The following is a 25008-nucleotide window of genomic DNA, read 5'->3' on the forward strand; positions in this document are numbered from 1 at the left end:
ATACCGCGTTCAAGTACGACTCCGGCGTCTTCAGTCGTCTGCGGTTGCGGCGCCGCTTTCTTCGGCCTGGTCTTTCGTCCAGGCGAGTTTACCACCGGCCGCGAGGATGTCGCGTTCGCGCTCGGAGGCGTCGAGCGTCGCCGTGTACTCGTCACCGTTGACGCGGACGGTGAACTCCTCTTGCCCGGAGGTGACGGCGTCGTAGACGTCGTCGACGATCTCGATCTCGTCGCCCTGGTCGATGTTCTCGTACGTTTCCTCGTCGATCGTCAGCGGGACGATGCCGAAGTTGAAGAGGTTCGCGCGGTGGATCCGGGCGAAGCTCTGTGCGAGGACGCCCTCGATGCCGAGGTACATCGGGCAGAGCGCCGCGTGTTCACGCGAGGAGCCCTGGCCGTAGTTCTCGCCGGCGACGAGGAAGCCGCCGTCAGCCTCGAGTGCGCGCTCGGCGAACGTATCGTCGACGCGGCTGAGAGTGAACTCGGAGAGTTTGGGGACGTTCGACCGGTACATCAGGATGTCCTGGGTCGCCGGGATGATGTGGTCGGTCGTGATGTTGTCCTCCATCTTGAGCAGCGCCTCGCCCGCGACGTCGTCGCCGAGTTGGTCTTTCAGCGGGACGTCGCCGATGTTCGGCCCCTTGATGAGTTCGTCGTCGACGGCCTCGTCGGGTGCGATGAGGTCGGTCTTCGAGCCGTCGTACTCGTCGGGGAGTTCGACGCCCGGATCTTCCAGGTCCTCGAGTTCGTCCGCCAGATCGCGGGGATCGACGATCTCGCCGGCGAGTGCGGCGGCGGCGGCGACCTCGGGCGAACAGAGGTAGACGTTGTCGTCTTCGATGCCCGAACGACCCTCGAAGTTGCGGTTGAACGTCCGCAGGGAGACGGAGTCGGAGGCGGGCACGTGACCGATGCCGATACACGCACCACAGGTCGCCTCGGAGAAGTTGACGCCGGCGGCCATCATCTCCGCGACCCAGCCCTTTCGGGCGAGCATCTCGGAGGCCTGCTTGGAGCCGGGGGCGACGATCGTCTCGGTCTCCATCGCCGTCTGGCGGCCCTCGAGCATCTTCGCGACGGGGAGGATGTCCTCGTAGCCGCCGTTGGTACAGGAGCCGACGATGACCTGCTGGACGTCCTCGCCAGCGACCTCGCGGACGGGGACGACGTTGTCGGGCATCGACGGCGTCGCGATCAGCGGCTCGAGATCGGAGAGGTCGACGACGATCTCGTCGTCGTACTCCGCGTCGTCGTCGGGCTGGATCTCGACGTACTCGTCTTCGCGGCCGACGCGTTCGAGGTAGTCCTCGGTCTGCTCGTCGGTCGGGAAGATCGAGGTCGTCGCACCGAGTTCGGTGCCCATGTTGGTGATCGTCATCCGCTCGGGTGCGGTGAGCGTCTCGACGCCGGGGCCGGTGTACTCTAAGATCTTGCCGACGCCGCCTTTCACGCTCAGACGACGGAGCATCTCGAGGATGACGTCTTTCGCCGTGGCCCACTCGGGGAGTTCGCCCTCGAGGCGGACCTCGACGATTTCGGGCATCTCGATGTAGTACGGCGCACCGCCCATGGCGACGGTGACGTCGATTCCGCCGGCACCGATGGCGAGTTCGCCGAGACCGCCGGGCGTCGGCGTGTGTGAGTCCGAACCCAGAAGCGTCTTTCCGGGGGCGGCGAAGTTCTCGCGGTGGACGTTGTGACAGATGCCGTTGCCGGGGCGAGAGAAGTGTGCCCCGTAGGTTCCGGCCGCAGAGCGGAGGAAGCGGTGATCGTCCGTGTTCTTGAAGTCGAACTGGTACGTCTGGTGGTCACAGTACTGGGCGGCAATTTCGGTCTGGACCTCGTCCAGTCCCATCGCTTCGAACTGGAGCCAGACCATCGTCCCGGTCGTGTCCTGGGTGAGCACCTGGTCGATCTCGATTCCGATCTCCTCGCCGGTCTCGAGTTCTCCTTCGACGAGGTGATCGTCGAGAATCTTCTCGGTGAGAGTCTGTCCCATAGCATCCGAAACTCGGCTGTCCGTCTTGATAAATCCAGCGTGTTACTATAGCGATCAACCATGTTAATTCCGCCCAAAGCGATAATTTTACCGGAGTTTTTGTCATTCATCCGGACAATCGTCGAGCAATTCACGGCGTTCGGTATCGATTAACGAACGCACCCGTTCGCGTCGAAGCGGTTGCTTTTTCTCCGTCCCACACGGTCTGGGGAACACGATTATGTTTCGCTCCGGTCCGTTCGTCGCCGACCACGTCTCGCCGATCGAAACCGAACAGGTCCAGCCAAACGGCGTCGACCTCACGCTCGACGTCGTCTTCGAGCAACTCGAGCCGGGACGGATCGGTCGCAACGGAACGCAGATCGGCGACCGCGTCGCCCGTCCGCTCGAGGAACTCGAACAGAAAGCTCCCGACACCTACTACCTCCCGAAGGGTGCCTACATCGCTCGCTACGGCGAACGGATCGAGATTCCGGAGGGCCACGTCGGCTACGTCTACCCCCGATCGTCGCTGATGCGCAACTCCTGTATGTTGAACACTGCCGTCTGGGACGCCGGTTACGAGGGTCGCGGCGAAGGCCTGCTTCAGGTTCACCACGATATCGAGATCGAACGCGGGGCGCGGATCGCCCAGCTCGTCTTCGCCGAAGCGAACCACGAGGAGGTCTACGACGGGAGTTACCAGGGCGAAAACATAGAGTAGCGACCGTACCGCCGTACCCAACGGCGGCGGTGATCGACAACGCTTTTCTCGATCGAGTGACACACCGCGGACATGAGTCGCCCTCCACGGTGTTCCCGACGGAACGCCCTCGCCGCCCTCGGAATCGGTGGACTCGCGTCACTCGCCGGCTGTACGACCGCCTACAGCGCCCTTCCGGACCGCGCGAGTTACGCCCGAACCCGACGACGATCCATTCCCGCCGTCCCGTCGCCCGTCTACGCGACCGACGAACACCTCCACGATCTGGCCGACGAGATCGCCGACTACGCCGCGGACGGACTCGAGGCCTGGGAGCGAATGGGCGAACGAGAGCGCTTCGTCGTCTACAGCGAACGGCGTCTCGAGGACGACCTCGAGTTCGCCGAAACGCGTCCGTGGGAGTCGGCGACCGCGGATACCGCGAGGTCGGCCCGATCGCACCTCTGGCACGCCTCGGGGGCGTTCGTCTACGCGACGGTCCGCACCGACGGCTTCGAGGGGGATCCGGCGGCCGGAACGGAGCAGGCTCTCGAGGAAGCCGGCTCTCACCTCGAGGACTTCGAGTACGTCACCGACGATCCGGCGACGTTCCTGACCTACGGCCGGTTTCTCGAGTACGAACTCCAGCAGGCCCACAGCCTGCTATCGCACCAGCTGAAAGCCGACGTCGACGACCGAAGCGACAACACGAGCCGAGCCGAACGCCTCGCGGAGATCTACAGCACCGTCCGGCAAGGGAGATCCCAGATCGACCTCGCGACCGCCTACCACGACACCCTGCGAGAACGCGATCCGGGCGGCGACCCGTTCGGTGAACGGATGGCCAACGCTCGAGCGACGCTTCGAGAGCGCACCGACGAGTTGCTCGAGGATCGCGAGGATTGGTCCGGGCGGATCGGCGAGTTCGAGGGCAACGACGTCGGCGAGTCCGAAAGCGGGCGTCGCGACGTCCACGACGCCCTGTACTCGCGATCCCACCGCGGCGAATCGGACGCACGCAGTATCGAGCGGTACGTCGACGAGGGGTACGAAGTGTACGGAACCGTCGAACTCGCGACCGCGTGGCTCGTCCTCGCGGCCGCACGGGGCGAACGCGACCGCCTCGAGGCGGCCGGCACCGATCGTCTCGACAGCGGTTGGATCGATACCGCGAAACGCGATGCAGTCGACCGACTCGAGGATCTCCTCGCAGACGAACCGGACCCACTCACGCTGTTTTTCGCCGAAGAAGGTCGGTCACTGATCTACTCCGGAGATCGCGGACTCGAACGATCATCACTCGACGACGACGCGGATTGGCAGTGGAGACAGGCCAACGGCTACGCCCGCTATCTACTCGCGAAGGGGATTCTCGGGAAGATTCCGGACGTGCGGTCGCTTCTGGTCGACGGCGACTGATACGGATTACTGTCCCGGTGTCCCGGCGGTGAGTCGAACCGTGTGAGACGAGTCTCGGTGGAGGAGTGCAGCGAGTCCACCGTTGCAACCGCGACCCGGGGGCAGTTGCGCCGGAACTGACTGACAGTAACCCGTATGAGACGGGTTGCTGTCTGATGAGAGATTCAGGACGACCCCACCGTACTCGCCGGCACGCGCCGCCGCGTCTCCCGGCTTTTTGTACTGTGACGCGAAGAACGGGATATGGCCGGTGATCCGCCGTGATGGCGACCACCCACGTCTTCGCCGCGCTCGCAGTCGTCACGCCGGTCGCATACGCCGTTCCCGAACTCGGGACCGCACTCGCCGTCGGCGCGATCCTCGGCGGACTCGCGCCGGATTTCGACCTCGTCCTCGAGCACCGCCGGACCTTTCACTTCCCGATTTCCGGCCTCGTCGTCGCCGCTCCCGTGGTGATGGTCGCTTCTGTTTCTCCCTCGAGTCTTACGGTCGGCGTCGCGGCGTTCGCCGTCGCCGCCTGGCTCCACGCCGCGAGCGACGCGATCGGCGGCGGTCCCGAGATGGATCCGTGGAACGACCGGTCGGAACGGGCGGTCTACGATCACGTCCGCGCCACGTGGATCCGGCCCCGTCGCTGGATCAGATACGACGGCGCTCCCGAGGACGCCGCGGTCGCGGTCGCCCTCGCGACTCCGGCTCTCATCGTCTTCGACGGCTGGATTCGAACGGCCGTCGCCGGCGGAATTGCGATCTCACTCGTTTACGCCCTCTTTCGGCGGCGCCTGGTCGCGTGGACGCCCGACTGGCTCGAGTGAGCGCCGATCTCGGTTCCGAGCATCGTCGTGCAACCAGGGTCGACGACCCCGGCCGGAGGTTTTCGCCGCCTGAAAGTCGGAACCCTGATACCATCCCTCTCCAAGCCAACCCGTATGGTCGATACGTTCCTCGCACAGACGGCACACCTCGTGTTCGCCGCGATCTGGGCCGGTAGCGTGTTCTACGTCGCGTTCGTCGTACTACCGCTCGCTCGAGACGGCGCGTTCAACACGACGCGGCCGCTCGAGGGAATTTCGGGGAAGCTCACGACGATTTCACGCGTGAGCGCGCTCGTGTTGTTGCTCACCGGTGGCCACCTCGCGGGTACGCGATACACCAGTGAGAGCCTCATCAACACGGTAAACGGCCAACTCGTTCTGGCGATGGTCGTCCTCTGGCTCGTCCTTGCGGCGCTCGTCGAGATCGGCGCGAAGCGACTCGAGGCCGGGCTCAACGGGAAGAAACTCCGCGAGCCGGCGAGCGACGCGCTGGGGCTGTACCGGGGGGCCGCGGTCGTCGCGATCGCGTTGTTGGTCGTCTCGGGTGCGATCACGACGAACCTCGCGGCCTCGTTCTAAACGTTCGCGGCCTCGTTCCAGACGTTCGCGGTCCCGTTCCAGACGTTCGCGGCCTCGTTCCAGACGTTCGCGGTCCCGTTCCAGACGTTCGTGGCGCTTTTCTGTCAAAGCACGACAGGAATCGGACATTCTTGCGAAAGATACTTAGTCGGTTGCTGTAACGTACTTCCATGATGAACAGGGGGAAACGGCTGGCGGTCCCACTGCTCGCGGTCGGGACCGCGGCGCTCGTCGGCTACGCGCTCCGCTCGAGTCGGTCCCGGAGCGAGACCGCGCGTTCGAAGGCGGACCTTGGGGCTCGACTCATCGGCCCCGAGCAGATTCCCGTCGACGCGACCGTCGTCGACGCCTCGTCGCGACGACTCGACGAGATTCCGGGCGTTCGGCGTGCGATCAAGCGAGCTGTCAGAAACGGCGCACACGACGAGTGGGAACACGTTACCATCGATCGCGACGGCGCGTGGTCGGTCGTCGACGCGATCCGCGGCTCGCTTCCCTACTACGACGGAGCCGACGGGGCGTACAACGGCGTCTACGTCCACTACGACGACCGCTTCGTCGTTCTCGATGCGATCGGCTGGGCCCGTCTCGAGGAACCGCTTTACTGATCGCCGTGCCGGCGCTTCGTGGATTCATCCCGCAGTTAGTAGCAACGACACCGATTCACACGCAGATCGCCAGACGGATCGGCGATCAGGTGTGTACTGACGTGCAGTGGCTCTTGTCGTTCCGCCTCCGCTCGAGGACGGGGACTCGAGAATCACAACCACTACCACCCACCGCCGCAGAGCTACCCGCATGCACCTTGGCGTAATCGGACTCGGACGGATGGGACAGATCGTCGTCGACCGCGTCCTCGAGGCGGGTCACGACGTCGTCGCCTTCGATCTGGAGCCGGAAGCCGTCGCGACGGCGGCTGACGCCGGCGCTGAGCCGGCCGACTCCGTCTCAGATCTGGTCGATCGACTCGGCGAGGAGAAGCGACTCTGGCTGATGGTTCCCGCCGGCGAGGCCGTCGACGCGACCATAGAGGAACTCTCCCCTCACCTCGAGGCCGACGACGTCGTCGTCGACGGCGGCAACTCCTACTTCGAGGACACCGTCCGGCGAGCGGAGGCCTGTCCCGCGGCGTATCTCGACTGTGGGACCTCCGGCGGCCCGGCGGGTGCGGAACTCGGCTTCTCGCTGATGGTCGGCGGCCCCGAGTGGGCCTACGAAGAACTCGAGCCGGCGTTCGACGCCGTCGCCACGGGCCCGGACGGCCACGAACGAATGGGGCCTGCGGGGTCTGGCCACTACGTGAAGATGGTTCACAACGGCGTCGAGTACGCACTGATGCAGGCCTACGGCGAGGGCTTCGAGTTGCTCCACGAGGGACGGTACGACCTCGACCTCGAGTCGGTCGCGTCGGTCTGGAACAACGGCGCCGTGATCCGCTCGTGGCTACTCGAACTCTGCGAGGAGGCGTTCCGCGAGGAGGGCACCGACCTCGGCGACGTCGCCGACCGCATCGAAGGGGGATCGACCGGCACTTGGACCGTCCAGGAAGGCTTAGAACAGGAGGTACCGTTGCCGCTGATTTACACCTCACTCGCCGAACGGTTCGGCTCGCGGGCCGACGACGGCCGCTTCTCGCGGCGACTCGCCAGCCGACTTCGGTACGGATTTGGTCGACACGACGTGCCCCGCCGATAGAACCGACCGAGAACGAGATTGAAACCGGCCATCCGCCCGAATCGAGCGATCTCTCGGGCTCGAGTCACGTGGCACGCTGCCCTCACTCGTTGGTCGGTGACTGGCTCGAGTCACTGGAGTCGTCTGCGTCCCGGCCACGTCACTCGTCGTCCGGCTTCCCGCTCGAGTCCCCGGCCTCCGCGGCCGCCTCGTACACCGTCTGGCGCTCGTCGAAGTACGCCGGTGCGTCGTGGTCGGCCTCGAAGCGGACGACCCGCTCCATCGCGTCGTGACCGTCCGCCACGGCGTCTAACTCCGCCGCGAGGTCGGTATAGCCCGCCGCGAGGTCCTGAAATGCCTGCATGCGCGCCTGTTTCGCCTCGACGAGTAGCTGTTTTTCCTCTAAATCGCGCTGTAGCTCCTCGAGGGCCTCGACGTCGACCTCGTCGCCGGTCGGGCGCTCGGTCGAGGACGGCGTCGTCGGACCGACGCCGCGCTCGCCGAGTCGGGTGCGGATCTCGGCCATCTCCTCGTCGATCTCGTCGAGTAACTCGTCTGCCTCGTCGCCCATCGTCTGTACCTGCCCGGAGAGAAGCCCAGCCTGGGTCCGACAGTAGTCGACGAATTCGTCGACCGACAGCGATGGGCCATCGTCGCTCATACCCGTCGGTTCGCGTTCCCGACCGAAGTCACTTTGGACGCATTGGCCCGATATTCGTCGTCGATCGTCCCCCGAGAAACCACGTTAGCACGCGACACACTGTTACGCTTTCAGACGTGTTAAGTTCCTCCGGCCACTGACGCAATTACGATGAATCGGGTACCGCGACGCGAAACAAATCGGTCGCCAGCCACGCCCAGCCTATGACGAAAGAGTACATCGAGGTGCGGGGTGCAGAAGAGCACAACCTGAAGGACTTAGACGTCACCATCCCCCGCGAATCGTTTACCGTCGTCACCGGACTCTCGGGGTCGGGCAAGTCCTCGCTCGCGTTCGAGACGGTGTACGCGGAGGGCCAGCGCCGGTACATCGAGAGCCTCTCGGCGTACGCCCGGAACTTCCTCGGCCAGATGGACAAACCGCAGGTCGAGTCCGTCGACGGGCTCTCGCCGGCGATTTCGATCGACCAGAAAAACGCCGCGAACAACCCTCGCTCGACCGTCGGGACGGTTACCGAACTACACGACTACTTGCGACTGCTCTATGCCCGTGTCGGTACGCCACACTGTCCCGAGTGCGGTCGCGAGGTCGGCGAGCAGTCGGCTCAGAACATGGTCGAGCGCATCCTCGAGTTACCCGAGGGAACCCGCGCGAAGATCGCCGCGCCGGTCGTCCGTGACCAGAAAGGTGCCTTCGAGGATCTGTTCGACGAACTCGTCTCCGAGGGGTACTCGCGGGTGGAGGTCGACGGCGAGGAGTACGACCTCACACTCGAGAAACCCGACTTAGACGAGAACTTCGATCACACCGTCGACGTGGTCGTCGACCGCGTGCGGGTCTCGACGGAGGACCGTCCGCGGATCATCGACAGCGTCGAGACCGCACTCGAGGAGGCCGACGGCGTTCTGAAGCTGATTCTCCCCGATCCGCCGGAGGAAGCCGCCGCGGAGTTAGGCGAAGAGGCTCGCCGAACTGGCGCGCTCGGCGACGAACTCGAGGAGGACGACCGCTTCGTCGTCGAGTTCTCGAAGGATCTCGCGTGTACGCACTGCGGGATCGACGTTCCAGAAATCGAGACCCGCTCCTTTTCGTTTAACTCACCCCACGGCGCCTGTCCCGAGTGTGAGGGACTGGGCGAGACCAAGGAGGTCGACGAAAACCTCGTCGTCCAGGACGAGTCGAAGCCGCTGAAGGAGGTCTTCGAGCCCTGGAGTTACAACCGATCGTACTACCAAACGCGACTCGACGCCGTCGCCGAGCACTTCGACGTTCCGCTGTCGATGCCGTTCGAGGACGTAGACGGGGAGATTCAGGACGGGTTTCTCTACGGCACCAGCGATCAGGTGCTGTTCAAGCGCAACACGAAAAACGGGATTCGACGCAAGCGAAAGCGATTCGAGGGGATCGTTCCGAACCTCGACCGGCGCTACCTCGAGACCGACTCGGACTCGACGCGCGAACACATCGAGGACTACATGTCCGTGACCGAGTGTCCCGCCTGCGACGGAACCCGACTCAAACCCGCAAGCCGCGCCGTGCTCGTCGACGGCACGTCGATCACGGAGATCAACGGGATGAGCATCGGCGACGCCCTGGCACACTTCGAGTCACTCGAGGCGAACTTCACCGAGCGTGAGAAGGTGATCGCCGAAGAGATCTTAAAAGAGATCCGCGCCCGCCTCGGCTTCATGGTCGAAGTCGGCCTCGAGTATCTCACGCTCGATCGGGAGGCCTCGACGCTCTCGGGTGGCGAGAGCCAGCGCATTCGGCTTGCAACCCAGATCGGATCGGGACTCGTCGGCGTCCTCTACGTGTTAGACGAGCCTTCGATCGGGCTCCACCAACGGGACAACGATCGCCTGCTCGACACCTTAGAGGAACTACGCGACCTCGGCAACACCCTGCTCGTCGTCGAACACGACGAGGAGACGATGCGCCGAGCAGACAACGTCATCGACATGGGTCCCGGCCCCGGGAAACGAGGCGGCGAAGTCGTCGCCAACGGCCCCGTCGAGGCGGTCAAAGCCTGCGAGGACTCTGTCACCGGCGACTATCTCTCCGGCCGAAAACGGATTCCGGTCCCCGACGAGCGACGCGATCCGGAGGGGGCGTTGACGATTCTCGGTGCCCGCCAGCACAACCTCGACGATCTAGACGTCGACATCCCCCTCGGCTGTTTCACGGCCATCACCGGCGTCTCCGGCTCGGGCAAATCGACGCTCATGCACGAGGTGCTCTACAAGGGCCTCGCTCGCGAGATGAACGACAACACGAGCGTGATCCCGGGCGACCACGACGCCCTCGAGGGGCTCGAGGAAATCGAGACCGTCCGGCTGATCGACCAGTCGCCGATCGGCCGCACGCCCCGGTCGAACCCGGCAACGTATACGAACGTCTTCGACTACGTTCGAGAGCTGTTCGCCCAGACGAAGCTCTCGAAACAACGCGGCTACGAGAAGGGGCGGTTCTCGTTCAACGTTAAGGGCGGGCGCTGTGAGGAGTGTGGCGGCCAAGGGACCGTGAAAATCGAGATGAACTTCCTCTCGGACGTCTACGTTCCCTGCGAGGAGTGTGACGGCGCCCGGTACAACGACGCCACGCTCGACGTCACCTACAAGGACAAGACCATCTCGGACGTACTGGACATGGAAGTCGGTGAGGCCTACGACTTCTTCGAAGCGAACTCCCAGATCCGGCGGCGCCTCAAACTACTGAAAGACGTCGGACTCGACTACATGACCCTCGGCCAGCCCTCGACGACGCTCTCGGGCGGGGAAGCCCAGCGGATCAAACTCGCCGAGGAACTCGGCAAGAAAGACTCCGGGGAGACGCTCTACCTGCTCGACGAGCCCACCACCGGCTTACACCACGAGGACGAGCGCAAGCTGATCGAGGTGCTCCACCGACTGACCGACAACGGCAACACCGTCGTCGTCATCGAACACGAACTCGACCTCGTGAAAAACGCCGACCACGTCATCGACCTCGGCCCCGAGGGCGGCGAGCACGGCGGCGAAGTCGTCGCGACCGGCACCCCGGAGGAGGTCGCCCGACTCGAGGACTCTCACACCGGCCACTATCTGCGGGACCTCTTGCCCGATATCGACCTCGAGGGGCCACGCGGCGAACGCGTCGAGCCGGCGACGCCGCCGACGGACGACTGATACGGATTGCTGTATTGATCTATCCAACCGCCGTCCAGATCGGGGTTGTGCCGGTACTGACGGACAGCAGACCGTACGAGCGCCCGACCCGTTCGCCCGTCGGTTCTCGGATCGAAACCCGAACGATTACCGGCCGGTAGCCGAAAGCGGAGGGCATGACCGATACGGAAGACGTTCGACGACGGCTGGTCGGGGGCGGCGCGATCTCCGCGGGAGGCGTCGTCATCCTCGTCGTACTCGCCGGCGTCCCGACGACGCCGGCGGAAGCGATTCCGGTCGTCTGGATCGGCGTTGGCGGCGTTCTGCTCGTTCTTTCCGGACGCCTCGAGCGCCTGTCACTCGGCGTGACGACCGTCGGCTGGCCCCGCGTCGGCGCAGTGGGGCTGGCGATCCTCGCAGTCGGCTCGAGCACGGTTGGATTCGTCCAGTTGCTCGAGGCGTCCGGATGGTTCGGACTGCTCAACGCCGTCTTCGCGCTCGGGGTCGCACTGATTCTCGCCTTCGGCGCCCTCGAGTGCTGGTTCGGCGGCCTGCAGATCGACGAGGACGCGTTCGCCGTCGAGGAGTAGTCCCCGCGTTGGCGGGGCGGACGTTCAGATCGTGCTCTCCGCCACCATCGTTTCTTCAGACCGTACTCTCCGCCACCATCGTTTCTTCAGACCGTACTCTCCGCCACCATCGTTTCTTCAGACCGTACTCTCCGCCACCATCGTTTCTTCAGACCGTACTCTCCGCCACCGTCGTTTCGTAGACGTTTCGCTCTCGGTCGGTGTAGGGAAAAGAGAGCGTCACGACCGTGCCGCCGTCTTGTCGGTCGGTAAACTCGAGGTCGCCGCCGACGTTGCTGACGATCCAGTTGACGAACCAGAGTCCGAGCCCCGAGCCGTGGGCCAGTTGCGTCTCCTCGCCCTGGAGAACCGCCCGTCGCTCGGAGACGGGAATGCCGTCACCGTCGTCGGCGACCGTGAACTCGAGACGCGACGCCGACGGATACTCGACGACTTCGGCGGCGACTTCCACGGTGAGTGGCTCCGATTCGCTCTCGGACCCGCCCATCGGGGCCGCCGTCCGTTCGGGCGAATCGGCACCCGTCCGGCCGAGATGGTGTTCGACGGCGTTGTCGACGAGTTCGTCGAGCGCGTCGACGACCGTGCTCTCGATCGTTGGCGTCTTCGAATCTGCGGTCGGCGTCTCCGTTCGGGCGACGATCCGAACGCCGGGGTAGGCGGCTTTCGCCCGATCCACGACGGCTCTGACGGCGTCGGTCGCGTCGACCGTTTCGCCGCGGTCGCGACGCTCGAGTTTTCGTTCGACGCCCCGTGCTTTGTCGGCGGTCTCGAGCAGATCGTCGATCTCCTCGCGGATGGGGTCGACGTGGCGGCGTGCGAGGTGCTCGTCGTACTCGCCGACGAGGTTCGCGTGACCGCGGATGACGGTGAAGGCGTTCCGGAGGTTGTGCCTGAGAACCCGATTGAGGACCTGGATTCGCTGTTCGCGATCGATCTGGTCGGTCACGTCGCGGACGACGACGACGTGGCCTCGGTCGATTCCGCGGGTACACATCCGAACGGTCTGTCGAAACGTCGTCCCGTCGACGCGGGTTCCGGTCAGGGTTCCCCGCCAGTAGCCGTGATCGCTGAGCGCTGGCACGGTCTCCCGTTCGATAGTGACGAGCGATTCGTTCGTGTAGCCTTCGCTCCACAGCCTGCCCTCGAGTCTCGTGGGATCGTCGACGCCGTAGAGCGACGCGTACGCCTCGTTGACCGAGACGAGGCGATCATCGACGACGACGGCGATCCCGTCTAGCGCGGCATCGTTCGCGTGACGGAACCGATCGGCTTCGCGGCGTCGACGCGATCGATCCGCGAGGAGGTGGCCGACAGTGGTTCCGAGCGCGACGCCGACGCTCGCGGCGGTCAACAGCGCGATTCCGAGCGTTTGGAAGGAAGACTCGTTACCGGGAGTTGCGAGGGCAACACACCAAACGAACGCAACGGCGACTACCACGGCACCGACGATCGCACAGCCGGCGACCACGGGAATTCCTCGGCGGTCGAGATCGACAACCGAGTTTCGGACGTCGTACCAGACGAGACCACAGCCGACTGCGACAGGGACGGACAGTTCGAGTGCCGACGCGGGAACCACAACGCCGGTCACCGCCGCGTAGAGGCCGGCGACGGCGACCAAACCGATCCCGACCATCGAAACCGAGCGCTCGCGGACGCGGTCGAGCGCGAACCGGACACGAGATGGCATCGATGTGACGAATTACCATCTGAATAGTCAGCATATAAATAAATTGGCTGTCGGGTGACACGTGGTGAGGGGGCGTCGAAGCCGCAGATCGATCGATCCGGCAAGAATTCTTTGATGCTGGCGAGCGTACGGATCGGTATGGTCACCGCACACATCGCTCTGCGCGACCGGCTTCTGGTCTGTCGACGCGACGCTGGCCCCGGTCGCTGGGAGACGACCCGCCGACTCGAGGGCCACAGCCTCGAGTGCGTCGCCGCCTCGCCCGGAGCTCCCAAGCGCGTCTTCGTCGGCACCGTCGAGGACGGCCTGTTCCGGAGCACCGACGGCGGAGAAACGTTCGAGACCCTCGAGATACCGGCGGAAAGTGCGATGATCACCTCGATCGCGATCGATCCGAACGATCCGGAGACGGTCTACGCCGGCACCGAACCGAGTCGCATCTACCGCTCGACCGACGGCGGCGACTCCTGGACGCACCTCGAGGGGATCGCCGACCTTCCCTCGGAGGACGAGTGGTTCTTCCCGCCGCGACCGCACACCCACCACGTCCGGTGGCTCGAGGTGGATCCGTTCGATCCGGACAGACTCTACGTCGGCATCGAGGCGGGTGCGTTCGTGTTGAGCACCGACGGCGGCGACACCTGGCACGAGCGCCCGAACGGGTCGCGACGCGACAACCACAGCCTGGCGACCCATCCCGACCGAGAGGGTCTGGTCTACAGCGCCGCCGGCGACGGCTTCGCCGTCTCGACGGACGGCGGCGAACGCTGGAAACATCCACAGGAAGGCCTCGATCACCGCTACTGCTGGAGCGTCGTCACCGACCCCGGCGACCCCGACGGCGTGATGGTCTCGAGTGCGAGCGGGGCTTCGACGGCTCATACTGCAACATCCGCGGAGTCGTACGTCTACCGCCGCCGGGGCAACGAGTCGTGGGAACGCCTCGACGGCCGCGGACTGCCGATCGGCGACGGCGTCGTCCGCGCCGTCTTCGACGCGACCGACGAAGGCGTCGTCTACGGCGTGAACAACCTCGGGCTGTTCGTCACCGAGAACTTCGGCGACCAGTGGCAACGGCTGGCGATCGATTGGAACGAGGAACTCGAGGCACAGACGCCGCGCGGGCTGGTCGCGCTGTCGGCGTAGCGGAAGGGCTGTCGTCCCTAGAATGGAATCGCTGGTGTCTGGTATGGGTTGTCCGGCGCTATATCGTCGTTCGCCGGTTTGCCTCGGATCGCGCCACCTCGATGAACGCGACGACGATCGCCGCGTGAACCGGTGCGACGGCGACGGTGCTCGCTACCGTCCCAACGTGGGGAACGGACGCGATGAGCCACGCCCCCAGCCCGAACAGGAGGATCAGGCCGAAGATGGACCAGCCGCGTCCTGCCGTTAGCTCGAAGCTCTCCTCGAGTGCCGCGGGGAGCGAGCGGCCCTCGACGACGAGTCCCGGCACGGCGAACAACCGCACGAACAGGTAGAGGTAGATCGCGAGCCAGACGAGCCCGAACAGACCCATCCCCTGGAGCAGGTCGATCGAGCCGAGCCCTCGATTGACCAGGTCGACTCCCAGCGCGAACCCGAGAAGCGAGACGAATCCCGCCAGGCCAGCCTCGCCGTCCATCGCACGATTGATCGTGAGAACGCCTGCGGCGACGACGACGAGCAAAGCGACGGCGTACAACCCGGCGCCCCAGACGAGATACGGAATCTCGAGTCCGACAAGTGACTCGAATCGAACCATCGTCTGCGGTACCCCCGCCGGGTAGCCGACGAACTCGATCTGAATGTCGAGATTCCCCGTTCCGGGCGCGCCACGCTCGAGGACGGGAATCGGATCCATCAGCCGAAGCGCGTCGACGGCCGAGAGAACGAGGCCGGCGACCAGGAACGGGACGAACAGCCACGGATCGTCTCGAAGCATCTCGAGGCCCCTCGAGAACGTATCCGGCGATCGGGATCGTTCGGGAGCGGTCCCGCCGCTGGCGGAGGGACCACCATTGTCTGGTGGGCGACCCGGATCGCGGACGATCGGAGTTTCGTCGTCATCGTCGAACCGGTCGTCGCGATCGAATCGCTCGTCATCGCCGAACTGGTCGTCACCATCGGATGGATCGTCGGCCATCGTTACGATCCCTCCTCGAGTGCGACGACGCCGTCTTCTACGCCGACGTAGATCACGCCGTCACCGATCGCCGGTTGTGAAATCGCGACCGGTTCGTCGTACGTCCACCGCCGCTCGCCGGTCTCGAGGTCGAACGCGACCAGTTCGCCGGCCCAGAAGTAGGAGACGTAGACGACGCCGTCGGCGACGACGGGATTCGTCGCGAAGCCGTACTCTACTGTCCACTCGGCCTCGCCGGTCTCGAGGTCGATCGCGTGTAACTCGTCGTCCCCGTCGGTGACGAACGCGAGGCCGTCGGCGACGGCCGCGCTCCCCTCCGTGGTGTTTCCGCCGTGGTCGTACGTCCACAGCGTTTCGCCGTCGTCGGCGTCGAGAGCCACTACGGCGTTGCTCGCGGGGACGACCACGCCGTCGTTCGTCGCGGTCGGCGACAGGGGTCCGACGAGATCGGGTTCGACGGCCCAGCGCTCCTCGCCGGTGTCGGCCGCGACGGCCGAGACAGTCAAACCGGCGTTCGAGGCGAAGACGGTCCCGTCGCGGACGGCCGGCCGGTTCGCCGAACTGCGCGACGGCCCGTCGATCGCGTACTCCCACTCGAGGCCGCCGCTGTTGGCGTCGAACGCGGCGATCCGATCCGTTTCCGGGAGAGTCGCGTACACCGTCCCGTCAGCGACGACGGGCGACGGTTCCCTCGGTTCGGCGCTGAGATAGCCGCTCGGAGGGTCGCCCGGTGCGTGCCAGCGCTCGAGGCCGACGGCCCGTCCCGGGAGGTCGTAGCCGCCTGCCGCGTCGAGTCCGTAGATACCGGCGGATCCCGAGACGGCAAGCGCGTCGGTCCGGTACGCGCTCGTCTCCACGTACGCCGGCGCCGAGAAGAACGGCCCGTCCCGGACGAAGCGGGTGTGGCCAGTCTCGCGCTCGAGGGCGACCAGCGATCGTCGGCCGACGACGTACAGCGCGTCACCGACGAGGATCGGTGCGGCCGTCCCGCGGATCGAGGCGTCGGGATCACGCTTCCACCTGCGCTGGACGCCGTCTTTTGGCCCCGACGCCGCTGGGCTGTAACCAGTTCCCGCGGCGTCGACACGGCGCATCGGCCACTCGAGGTCGCGTTCGGCGGATCCGGAAGCCTGCGTCGCACTCGCGGGCGAGGCCGGGATCGGATTCCCGCTTCCGACGGCGAGAACGCCAGCGCCGCCGACCGATCCCGCGAGGGCCGTTGCACTCGCCGCGAGCAATCGTCGTCTGGAGGGCATTGAATTCGACCTCACGTGGCCGACGTGAAAGTTTTTCCATATGTCCGGGTTCCCGCACCGAGAACCCACCCCGGTCGCGTCGACCGCCACCGCCGTCTCGAGGACGAGCCGGTGCGATCCGGCGGTTCGAAATCCTTTTAGGCGCTACACGGGGATAGTAGGGTAACTGAGTGATATCATGGACGTCGACATCATCTCCGAAGAGGAGAATCCCATGTTGCACAGAACCGACGTGACCTTCGAGCTCAATCACGACGAAGCAACCCCCGAGCGCCTCCAGGTCCGAGACAGCCTCGCGGCGAAACTGAACAAGGATGCCGCGGAGGTCGTCATCCGCAAACTCGACACGAAGTTCGGGATGCGAAAGACCGTCGGCGAGGCCAAAGTCTACGAGACGGCCGACTTCGCCCGCGACGTCGAGCGCGATCACATGCTCGAGCGCAACAAGATCGTCGCCGACGACGGCGAGGGCGACGCCGAAGCGGAGGAGGCCTAAATGGCGCGACACGAACTCTACGGTGACGACGGAAGCGTCGAAGGCGAGCAGTGTCCTCGCTGTGGCGACACCTTCCTGGCCGACCACGGGGACCGCAAACATTGCGGGAAGTGTGGCTACACCGAGTGGGAGTAACGAACTCGTAACTCGACTCGAGCCGTGAGCGACGCCACCCGAGTACTCGGAATCGAAGGCACCGCCTGGGCCGCCAGCGCGGCCGTCTCCGATTCCGAATCCGACGACGTTTTCATCGAAACCGACGCCTACCAACCCGAAAGCGGCGGCATTCATCCCCGCGAGGCCGCCGAACACATGCACGAGGCGATCCCCCGCGTCGTCGAGCGAGCGCTCGAGTACGCTCGAGAGACGTTCGCCGGTCCCGACTCGGCGCCGCCGATTCACGCCGTCGCATTCTCCCGCGGCCCGGGGCTCGGACCGTGTCTACGCATCGTCGGAACCGCGGCGCGGGCGCTCGCCCAGACCCTCGAGGTCCCGCTGGTCGGCGTCAACCACATGGTCGCCCACCTCGAGATCGGCCGTCACACCGCCGACTTCGACGATCCGGTCTGTCTGAACGCGAGCGGGGCGAACGCCCACCTGCTCGCGTATCGCAACGGCCGCTACCGCGTGCTCGGGGAGACGATGGACACCGGCGTCGGCAACGCGATCGACAAGTTCACGCGCCACGTCGGCTGGAGTCACCCAGGCGGACCGAAAGTCGAGGCGGCGGCCGAAGACGGCGAGTACGTCGATCTGCCGTACGTCGTCAAGGGAATGGACTTCTCCTTCTCGGGGATCATGTCCGCCGCGAAGCAGGCCTACGATAACGGAACCCCCGTCGAAGACGTCTGTTACTCCCTCCAGGAGAACGTCTTCGGGATGCTTACGGAGGTTTCGGAACGAGCGCTCTCGCTGACCGGAAGCGACGAACTCGTCCTCGGCGGTGGCGTCGGACAGAACGCCCGCCTGCGTGAGATGCTCGCCGAGATGTGCAACCAGCGCGGGGCCGAGTTTCACGCCCCCGAACCCCGATTTCTCCGGGACAACGCCGGCATGATCGCCGTACTCGGAGCGAAAATGTACGAAGCCGGCGACACCCTCGTACTCGAAGAGTCGCGGGTCGACCCGAACTTCCGACCTGACCAGGTACCGGTGACGTGGCGTCCAACGGCCGAGTCCTCGCTCGCAGGAACCGAGACGGACCGCGAGAGGCGCGTCCGCGGCGCCGAAGCGGTCGTCGACCTCGAGCCCGAGTCCGGCCGCGTACGAAAGCGCCGCCGGCCAAAGAGCTACCGCCATCCTCAGCTCGACGACCGACTCCGGCGCGAGCGAACGACGCTCGAGGCGCGCCTGACCAGTCTCGCTCGTCGAGAGGGAGTACCCACGCCGGTGCTGGCGGACGTCGATCCCTTCGAGGCCCGACTCGAACTCGAGTACGTCGGCGACGCAGACCTGCGAGACGCCCTGTCCGAAGCGCGCGTTCGAGACGTGGGGCGTCACCTCGCAACACTCCATCGAGCGGGCGTCGTCCACGGCGACCCGACGACGAGAAACGTCCGAGTGAGCGACGAACGGACGTATCTCATCGACTTCGGCCTCGGCTATCACACCGACCACGTCGAAGACTACGCGATGGACGTCCACGTCTTCGACCAGAGTCTCGTCGGAACCGCGGACGGCCCCGCCCCGCTTCGCGAGGCGGTCCGCGAAGGGTATCGCGAAGCCGGCGACGAACGGGTGCTCGAGCGCCTGCGAGACGTCGAGGGGCGAGGCCGGTACGTCGTCGACGAACCGTAAATCGTGCCGCCGCGGGCGACGCCGACCGCTCGATCGTCTTCCTGCCGCTTTTAAGACGAACCGGGCCGTTCGACTTCCCATGAAACGGATTATCGAGACCGAAGACGCACCGGCGGCCGTCGGCGCGTACAGCCAGGCGACGACCGACGACTCCCTTCTCTTTACCGCCGGACAGATCCCCCTTACCCCCGACGGAGACCTCCTCGAGGATGAGTCGATCGAAACCCAAACGGAACAGGCACTCGACAACCTGATCGCCGTCCTCGAGGAGGCGGGAGCGAGCGCGGAAGACGTTCTCAAAGTAACCGTCATGCTCGACGACATCGACGACTTCGAGGCGATGAACGAGACCTACGCGGCTTACTTCGACGACGAACCACCGGCCCGAAGCGCGGTCGAGGTTGCCGCACTCCCGAAAGGCGCCGGCGTCGAGATCGAGGCAATCGCCTCGCTCGAGTGATGCTGGCCGCTGTTACCGGTTTCCGAACGCCGCGTTCCGTTCCGAGGGTGCCCCGAAAACGTCTGCGGACGGTCCGTTCGGGGTCGCCGGAGTCGACGGGTTCCCGTCGGCGGCCGACCGAGGTGTTCCCGTGATCGATCCTCGAGCGCTCTCCCGCCGAACGAAGTCGGCGCTTCTGTGGGGTCTCGTCGGGTTCATGGCGTTTCTCACCCTCGTCCAGGGCTACGCGCTCGTCGTCTCGCCGCTCGTGACCATCGTCCAGGGGGCCGCTGTGGCGATCCTGGTCGGTCTCGTGACTGCCGGCTGTGCGTACCTCCTCGAACACCGAGTCGCGGCGTGGTCCGCACGGCGGACGCAGGGTGGAACCGACTCACACGGCGGCGACGGTAAAAGTAAGAGTTAAACGACGGACGCGGTTAGGTTCACACGAGCCAGGATGGCCGAACGGTAAGGCGCACGCCTGGAAAGCGTGTTCCCTTTGGGATTCAGGGTTCAAATCCCTGTCCTGGCGTATTCTGTCGCGAACAACTCGTGAGCGACAAATACCCAACGAATGGATTTGAAGGAGAGAAGTCACAGCTCACGCAGTGAACGAAGTGAACGAGTAAGAACGTCTTCGCGTAGTTCAACTCTCAGCCCTGACGTTTGCGTAATTTCAATGCCGACGAGCGGCCTTGGAACCCATAAAGAAGACAGGTTACTGCACCGATCTGTCAGCGTATCCGGAAAATGAGGTTCGGGTGTGCCGGAATTGACTGACAGCGGTTCGCTCGGTGCGTTACAGTCGGGAAACCGGTTGCCTGCTAATCCTCACAGACGACCGATGGATCGCTCGTCGCTCCGCCGACGCGCGTTCCGCGGTAGTACACCGTGACCCTCGCTTCACCGTCGGGTGCTTTGACCCAGAAGGTCTCGGCCGTCGCGAGATCGTCTTCAACCGTAATTTTGCCCTTTTTGTCGGTTCCGGCGATCTTGTACGTGAACGTCAGATCGGTGTCCAACCCGTGGTGGATGTAGAACAGCGCTCTGTCGTTTTGGGGATCCGCACACTCGAAGTTGAACGCCACGCGTCCTTCGACTTCGTCGGCCGGCACGTGTTTGCCGTGTTTCTTCTTTTTCTTCTTTTTATCCTTCTTCCCTTTCTTCCCCTTCTTTCCTTTGCCGTCTTTCTTGCCTTTCTTCCCCTTCTTTCCGTTCTTTCCGTTCTTCTTTCCGTCCGTTTTCTTCTCGCCTTTTTTCTCTCCTGCGCTGGCCGACATAGCACCGAAGGCGGTACCACCGAGGAGTGTGCCACTGATTGCGATACCTTTGAGGCTCGCACGCCGTGAAATTCGATCGTCGTCTGTCATGGGAATCCCTCCAGCGCGACGGTGTCGCCGTCGAACTGGTGAGTACCGTTATCGCCACCAGCGACACGTTTTGTTATCAGTGAGATACCGAATTTAACGACACTTCTACCGCACAGACTATTCGACGGAGACTACACAGACGAGAACCAGACTATAGAGCGTGCACCTGCAAGCACTGGACGATCCGTCGCTTACGATGAAATACGTGCGTACGTTACGATTATCCGGATGGGTGGACCTGAGGCCGAGGAGTATTCCCGTCCATTCGGGTTCTACCTCTCGGACGGTGCAACTGACGGTCGATTTTGGTCACGACTGAGTAGCCGCGTTCATCGAGACCGACCACGACTGCTGCCGGCCGTCACGGCTCGAGGAAAGTCGCGAGATATAGATAGTCGGAGTCGAACGAACGGGTGTGACGAGACGACGACTCTGGCTGGGGGTAGCGTTCTGTTTCGTTGCCGGCGACGCGATGGCGATGCAGGTACGGGGTGCGTTGCTCCCGAACTTCGAATCGACGTTCGGGGTTTCGGAGTCGTTACTGGGGTTGGTCGCGCCGGCGGGAACGGTCGGTTTCGTCGCGGCGATCGTGATCGTGGGGCTGATCGCAGGACGGGTCAACGCACGCTACGTCCTCGCTCTCGGCGCGGCGACGATGGCGCTCTCGCTGTTCGCGATCGCCGCCGCCCCCGCTTACTCGGTGTTCTTGCTCGCCTTGCTGGTTCAGGGGGCGGCCGCCGGCGTCTTTCGGGCGATCGACCGACCGCTTTTGAGCCACCTCTATCCCGAACGGCTCGGGCGTGTGTTCGTCCTCTACGCGCTCGCGTGGGCCGTCGGTGCCGTCGCCGGACCGGTGGTCGCAAGCGCCGTGTTGTCGATCGCCGACTGGCGGGCAACGTACGTCCTTCTCGGTCTGTCGATCCTCCCGATCGTCGCCGCCGTCTGGGCGCTCGAGACGCCGTCGGAGTGGGACGAGCGACGCCTCGAGCGAGAGACGTTGGTCCAGTTGCTGTCGAAGCCGGGAATCCGCGGGACGTTACTGGGCATGGCGATCGTCGGCGGTATCGAAGGGACGATCTTCACGTGGCTGCCGTACTACGCGGGAACGTTTCTCGATCGAACGACCGCCAATCTGGCGCTGTCGACCTTTTTGCTCGCGTACGTCCCAGGTCGGTACGCCTACTCGAGGCTAGTCGAGTCGGTAGCGTATCTGCGATTGCTGACGGTGACGACCGCGCTCGCGATCCCGGTGTTCGCCGTCGCGGTCGGATGGACCCACGTCGGCATGCTCGCGGCAGTTTTCTGTGCCGGGATCTTGCTGTCCTCGTTGTTTCCCCTGCTGTCGGCGTACGGCGTCGAACTCGCCCCGGAGTACAGCGGACCCGTAAGCGCACTCGCCACCGCGGCGACGTACGCCGGAATCGCGATCGTCCCGACCGTCGTTGGCGTCGTCGCGGAGGTGTCGACCATCGCCGTCGCGATGTGGATCCCCGCCGGACTCACGGTGGTGTTGTTCGCCGTCGTCCTGGTCATGCGGATTCGCCTCGAGTGAATCGGCGAGCGAGAGATATAGTAACAACTGCAACTATAGTAACAACTGCAACTATTTACAGACTGATCGCCGACACATCTGGCGATCAGGTGTGCGATGACGTGCAGTGGCTACAATAGTCGGACGTCTCGCGTGAGGATCCAGCCGATTGAAGTGGAATCGGATCCCTCGAGACGTATGAACGAGACGCGACGCGCGATCCTCGAGCGGATCGCCGAGGGGCCGGTTTCCGGACCAGACCTGGCCGACGAACTCGAGATCTCTCGGGCCGCCGTCTGGAAGCACATCGAGGGGCTTCGCGACGCCGAGTTCGAGATCGAGAGCGGATCGAGCGGCTACGAACTGGTGTCGGCAGACGCCTACAACGGACCGGCGATCGAGTACGAACTCGAGGCGCCGTTTTCGGTCGAGTACCACGATTCGGTCGCGAACACGAACGAACTTGCGCGTGAGCGGGCGGTCGACGGCGCGACGAATCTCGCCGTCCTCGCGGACGAGCAGACCGGCGGCCGGGGTCGCCTCGAGCGCGAGTGGTCGTCACCACCGGGGGGAGTCTGGGTGAGTCTCGTCACCCGACCGGCGATCGCGCCGTCGCAGGCACCGCTTTATACGCTCGCCGCGGCGGTCTCGGCGACACGCGTCGCTCGAGAGGCGGGCGTCGACGCGCGGATCAAGTGGCCCAACGACGTGGTGATCCCGGAGGGCGAGGACGGCGACTATCGAAAGCTGGCGGGCGTCCTTACGGAGATGGAAGGCGAGACGGATCGTATCGAGTGGCTCGTCGTCGGAATCGGAATCAACGCGAACGTCGACGCCGACGTCCTTCCGGAGGAGGCGACCAGCGTTCGGGAGGAAGCCGGCGACGTCGACCGTCGTCGATTCGTCCAACGGTTGATAGAGGAGTTCGATCGTCTCCGCGGTACCGTCGACGAAATCGTCCCCGCCTGGCGGGAGCTAACGTTGACGCTCGGTCAACGAGTTCGGGTCGATCGCCCCGCCGGTGAGGTGGTCGGCGAAGCCGTCAACGTCACCGAGTCGGGCGCGCTCGTCGTCGAGACCGAAGACGGCCGAGAAACGGTGTCGGCTGGCGATTGTGAACACCTCCGGCCGGTTTGAGTTCGGTCAGTCGCCCACCCAGCGCCTTTGCTCACTCGGGAGCGAACACGACGGAGTACATCGACGTACGATATCCCCTATAGTAGCCACTGCAGATCTTGCACACCTGCTCGCCAGACGAAAAGCGCGGTTCGGAGCGTGCGCGGTTCGGAGCGTGCGCGGTTCGGAGCGAACGGAGTGAGCGAGAACCGCGGGAATGCGAACGGGGAGGGACGACCCGTGAGCGAAGTGAGCGAGAACCGCGGGAATGCGAACGGGGAACCCAGTGACCCGTGAGCGAACGAAGTCGTTCGAACGACCGCTGGTCGTTCGTGATGACGAAAATCTTCGATTTTCGAACCATGAGCGAGAACCGCGGAACGGCGAACGGGGAACGAACGTGACCCGTGAGCCAAGAACTGAGCGAGAACCGCGGAATAGCAAGCGGGGAACCCAGTGACCCGTGAGATCGGCGATCAGTGTGTACATCGTTGCAGTTGTTACTATAGACAGACTACAGTGGCTCTGTTGAAGTCAATTTAGCCAGACAATATCGGGGCGCTGAATACACAGCGCATACCTTACGCGAGCCGCGTGAAGAATAGAGTAGTCGAAGCGGCCAGAACGGATGAACCAGATAGCAATCTCTACATCTACTGCCGAGTGTGAGAAAGAACCACATAGCTTGCCAGCGTAGCATTATGGCAGAGATAGCATGGAAACAGCCACATCAGCAGATGGCACGGCAATCGCGTACCAACGGACGGGGAGTGGGCCACCGCTCGTGCTCGTGCATGGGAATGGCGACGTTCACAAGTTCTGGGATATGGCTGGAGCGCGTCCCGCTCTCGCGGAACACTGTACGGTCTATGTGATCGAGCGTCGTGGCCGCGGTGAGAGTGGGGATGCTGTCGAGTACGAGCTGAAACGGGAATCCGAGGACGTGGCTGCGGTTGTCAATTCGATCGACGAACCAGTGACCCTGCTTGGTCATTCCGGAGGGGCACTCTATTCGCTGGAGGCATCCCTACGAACTGACAATCTCCGTAAGCTCATCCTGAACGAACCTCCTCTTACGGTCGGCAACCACGAACTCGGTGTTGAAGAGGGAATTGCCGAAATGAATCGGTTGCTTGATGACGGTCACAACGAGCAGGTGCTTGTGTTCTTCCTCCAGGAAGTTGGCGGACTCACGCCAGCTGAACTTGATGCCGCTCGCTCCAGTCCAATCTGGCAGGATATGGTTGACGCCGCACACACATTGTCCCGTGAGTTGCAAGCGATCGCCGAGTATGAGTTCGATGCCACCCGATTTGAGGAGATGACGACGCCGGCCTTGCTAATGACCGGCAGCGAGAGCCCACCGTTCTACAAGGATGCAATAAAAGCAGCCAACAGTACACTCCCCAACAGCCAGATCAGTACCTTCGAGGGACACCAACACGAACCGATGAACACCGCACCAGACCGCTTTGTAGACGAGGTACTCAGTTTTGTTCGGATACCGAACGATAGCAACAACTGAAACGATTCATCACTGATCGCCGATCCGTCTGGCGATCGGGTGTGCAAGACCTGCAGTGGCTACTATAATGAATCCGCGACCCGTTCCCTTCGCTTTCATCAC

General features: G+C 64.2%; 23 protein-coding genes and 1 tRNA gene. 18 read left to right on the forward strand and 6 right to left on the reverse strand.

Features of this window, described 5'->3' with window-relative positions; all coding sequences use genetic code 11:
- Positions 1-30 precede the first annotated feature (30 nt).
- A complete protein-coding gene (locus AB7C87_RS06150; RefSeq protein WP_369728549.1) occupies positions 31-1998 on the reverse strand; it encodes an aconitate hydratase in 1968 nt (655 codons plus the stop codon).
- A gap of 220 nt (positions 1999-2218) precedes the next feature.
- Here AB7C87_RS06150 and AB7C87_RS06155 point away from each other — a divergent pair, with 220 nt between their 5' ends.
- From AB7C87_RS06155 to gnd, 6 genes are all read left to right on the forward strand, one after another.
- Complete coding sequence (locus tag AB7C87_RS06155; protein ID WP_369728550.1) at positions 2219-2701, forward strand: deoxyuridine 5'-triphosphate nucleotidohydrolase; 483 nt, start codon at positions 2219-2221, stop codon at positions 2699-2701.
- Positions 2702-2773: 72 nt separating this feature from the next.
- The gene (locus AB7C87_RS06160) at positions 2774-4099 is read left to right on the forward strand and encodes a hypothetical protein (RefSeq protein ID WP_369728551.1); all 1326 of its coding nucleotides are present in this window, start codon (positions 2774-2776) and stop codon (positions 4097-4099) included.
- Between the two features lie 263 nt (positions 4100-4362).
- The gene (locus AB7C87_RS06165) at positions 4363-4914 is read left to right on the forward strand and encodes a metal-dependent hydrolase (protein WP_369728552.1); all 552 of its coding nucleotides are present in this window, start codon (positions 4363-4365) and stop codon (positions 4912-4914) included.
- Between the two features lie 114 nt (positions 4915-5028).
- The gene (locus tag AB7C87_RS06170) at positions 5029-5493 is read left to right on the forward strand and encodes a copper resistance protein CopD (protein ID WP_369728553.1); all 465 of its coding nucleotides are present in this window, start codon (positions 5029-5031) and stop codon (positions 5491-5493) included.
- Between the two features lie 170 nt (positions 5494-5663).
- Positions 5664-6101, forward strand: a complete 438-nt coding sequence (locus AB7C87_RS06175; RefSeq protein WP_369728554.1) for a hypothetical protein — start codon at positions 5664-5666, stop codon at positions 6099-6101.
- 190 nt (positions 6102-6291) lie between these two features.
- A complete protein-coding gene (gene gnd / locus AB7C87_RS06180; protein ID WP_369728555.1) occupies positions 6292-7188 on the forward strand; it encodes a phosphogluconate dehydrogenase (NAD(+)-dependent, decarboxylating) in 897 nt (298 codons plus the stop codon).
- 139 nt (positions 7189-7327) lie between these two features.
- Here gnd and AB7C87_RS06185 read toward each other — a convergent pair whose 3' ends face one another.
- Entirely contained in the window at positions 7328-7828 is a 501-nt protein-coding gene (locus AB7C87_RS06185) for a hypothetical protein (RefSeq protein ID WP_369728556.1), read from the reverse strand.
- Positions 7829-8031: 203 nt separating this feature from the next.
- On the opposite strand from AB7C87_RS06185, the gene uvrA reads away from it, so the two are divergent.
- Both uvrA and AB7C87_RS06195 read left to right on the forward strand, forming a co-directional pair.
- The gene (uvrA, locus tag AB7C87_RS06190) at positions 8032-10992 is read left to right on the forward strand and encodes an excinuclease ABC subunit UvrA (protein ID WP_369728557.1); all 2961 of its coding nucleotides are present in this window, start codon (positions 8032-8034) and stop codon (positions 10990-10992) included.
- A 155-nt stretch (positions 10993-11147) separates the two neighbouring features.
- A complete protein-coding gene (locus tag AB7C87_RS06195; protein ID WP_369728558.1) occupies positions 11148-11561 on the forward strand; it encodes a DUF7994 family protein in 414 nt (137 codons plus the stop codon).
- 148 nt (positions 11562-11709) lie between these two features.
- Here the strand turns inward: AB7C87_RS06195 and AB7C87_RS06200 are convergent, their stop codons facing one another.
- On the reverse strand, positions 11710-13251 hold the full coding sequence (locus AB7C87_RS06200; RefSeq protein WP_369728559.1) for a sensor histidine kinase: 1542 nt from the start codon (positions 13249-13251) through the stop codon (positions 11710-11712).
- Between the two features lie 138 nt (positions 13252-13389).
- Between AB7C87_RS06200 and AB7C87_RS06205 the strand changes: the two genes are divergently transcribed.
- On the forward strand, positions 13390-14397 hold the full coding sequence (locus AB7C87_RS06205) for a beta propeller repeat protein (protein ID WP_369728560.1): 1008 nt from the start codon (positions 13390-13392) through the stop codon (positions 14395-14397).
- Between the two features lie 58 nt (positions 14398-14455).
- Here AB7C87_RS06205 and AB7C87_RS06210 read toward each other — a convergent pair whose 3' ends face one another.
- Positions 14456-15376: a hypothetical protein gene (locus AB7C87_RS06210; RefSeq protein WP_369728561.1), complete on the reverse strand. Its 921-nt coding sequence runs from the start codon at positions 15374-15376 to the stop codon at positions 14456-14458.
- Positions 15377-15378: 2 nt separating this feature from the next.
- Positions 15379-16632: an outer membrane protein assembly factor BamB family protein gene (locus AB7C87_RS06215; protein WP_369728562.1), complete on the reverse strand. Its 1254-nt coding sequence runs from the start codon at positions 16630-16632 to the stop codon at positions 15379-15381.
- Positions 16633-16810: 178 nt separating this feature from the next.
- Between AB7C87_RS06215 and AB7C87_RS06220 the strand changes: the two genes are divergently transcribed.
- The 6 genes from AB7C87_RS06220 to AB7C87_RS06245 all read left to right on the forward strand — a co-directional run bounded on the left by AB7C87_RS06220 (position 16811) and on the right by AB7C87_RS06245 (position 19896).
- Positions 16811-17128 (forward strand): 30S ribosomal protein S24e, encoded by a 318-nt coding sequence (locus tag AB7C87_RS06220; protein WP_369728563.1) that lies wholly within the window; start codon positions 16811-16813, stop codon positions 17126-17128.
- On the forward strand, positions 17129-17263 hold the full coding sequence (locus tag AB7C87_RS06225; RefSeq protein ID WP_369728564.1) for a 30S ribosomal protein S27ae: 135 nt from the start codon (positions 17129-17131) through the stop codon (positions 17261-17263).
- A gap of 24 nt (positions 17264-17287) precedes the next feature.
- On the forward strand, positions 17288-18925 hold the full coding sequence (locus AB7C87_RS06230; protein WP_369728565.1) for a bifunctional N(6)-L-threonylcarbamoyladenine synthase/serine/threonine protein kinase: 1638 nt from the start codon (positions 17288-17290) through the stop codon (positions 18923-18925).
- A gap of 79 nt (positions 18926-19004) precedes the next feature.
- Positions 19005-19385 (forward strand): Rid family detoxifying hydrolase, encoded by a 381-nt coding sequence (locus tag AB7C87_RS06235; RefSeq protein ID WP_369728566.1) that lies wholly within the window; start codon positions 19005-19007, stop codon positions 19383-19385.
- A gap of 130 nt (positions 19386-19515) precedes the next feature.
- Positions 19516-19788, forward strand: a complete 273-nt coding sequence (locus AB7C87_RS06240) for a DUF7981 family protein (RefSeq protein WP_502260028.1) — start codon at positions 19516-19518, stop codon at positions 19786-19788.
- Between the two features lie 27 nt (positions 19789-19815).
- Positions 19816-19896: transfer RNA gene (locus tag AB7C87_RS06245), tRNA-Ser, on the forward strand.
- A gap of 292 nt (positions 19897-20188) precedes the next feature.
- Here AB7C87_RS06245 and AB7C87_RS06250 read toward each other — a convergent pair.
- A complete protein-coding gene (locus tag AB7C87_RS06250; protein ID WP_369728567.1) occupies positions 20189-20734 on the reverse strand; it encodes a GreA/GreB family elongation factor in 546 nt (181 codons plus the stop codon).
- Positions 20735-21149: 415 nt separating this feature from the next.
- Between AB7C87_RS06250 and AB7C87_RS06255 the strand changes: the two genes are divergently transcribed.
- The 3 genes from AB7C87_RS06255 (at position 21150) to AB7C87_RS06265 (ending at position 24906) form a co-directional block, all read left to right on the forward strand.
- Positions 21150-22286 (forward strand): MFS transporter, encoded by a 1137-nt coding sequence (locus tag AB7C87_RS06255; protein ID WP_369728568.1) that lies wholly within the window; start codon positions 21150-21152, stop codon positions 22284-22286.
- A 177-nt stretch (positions 22287-22463) separates the two neighbouring features.
- Complete coding sequence (locus tag AB7C87_RS06260) at positions 22464-23402, forward strand: biotin--[acetyl-CoA-carboxylase] ligase (protein ID WP_369728569.1); 939 nt, start codon at positions 22464-22466, stop codon at positions 23400-23402.
- 694 nt (positions 23403-24096) lie between these two features.
- Positions 24097-24906, forward strand: coding sequence for an alpha/beta fold hydrolase (locus tag AB7C87_RS06265; protein WP_369728570.1), 810 nt, complete (start codon positions 24097-24099; stop codon positions 24904-24906).
- The last annotated feature ends 102 nt before the right edge of the window (positions 24907-25008 follow it).

Origin of the sequence: Natrarchaeobius versutus, assembly GCF_041205745.1 — an archaeon.
Taxonomy (GTDB): Archaea; Halobacteriota; Halobacteria; order Halobacteriales; family Natrialbaceae; genus Natrarchaeobius; species Natrarchaeobius versutus.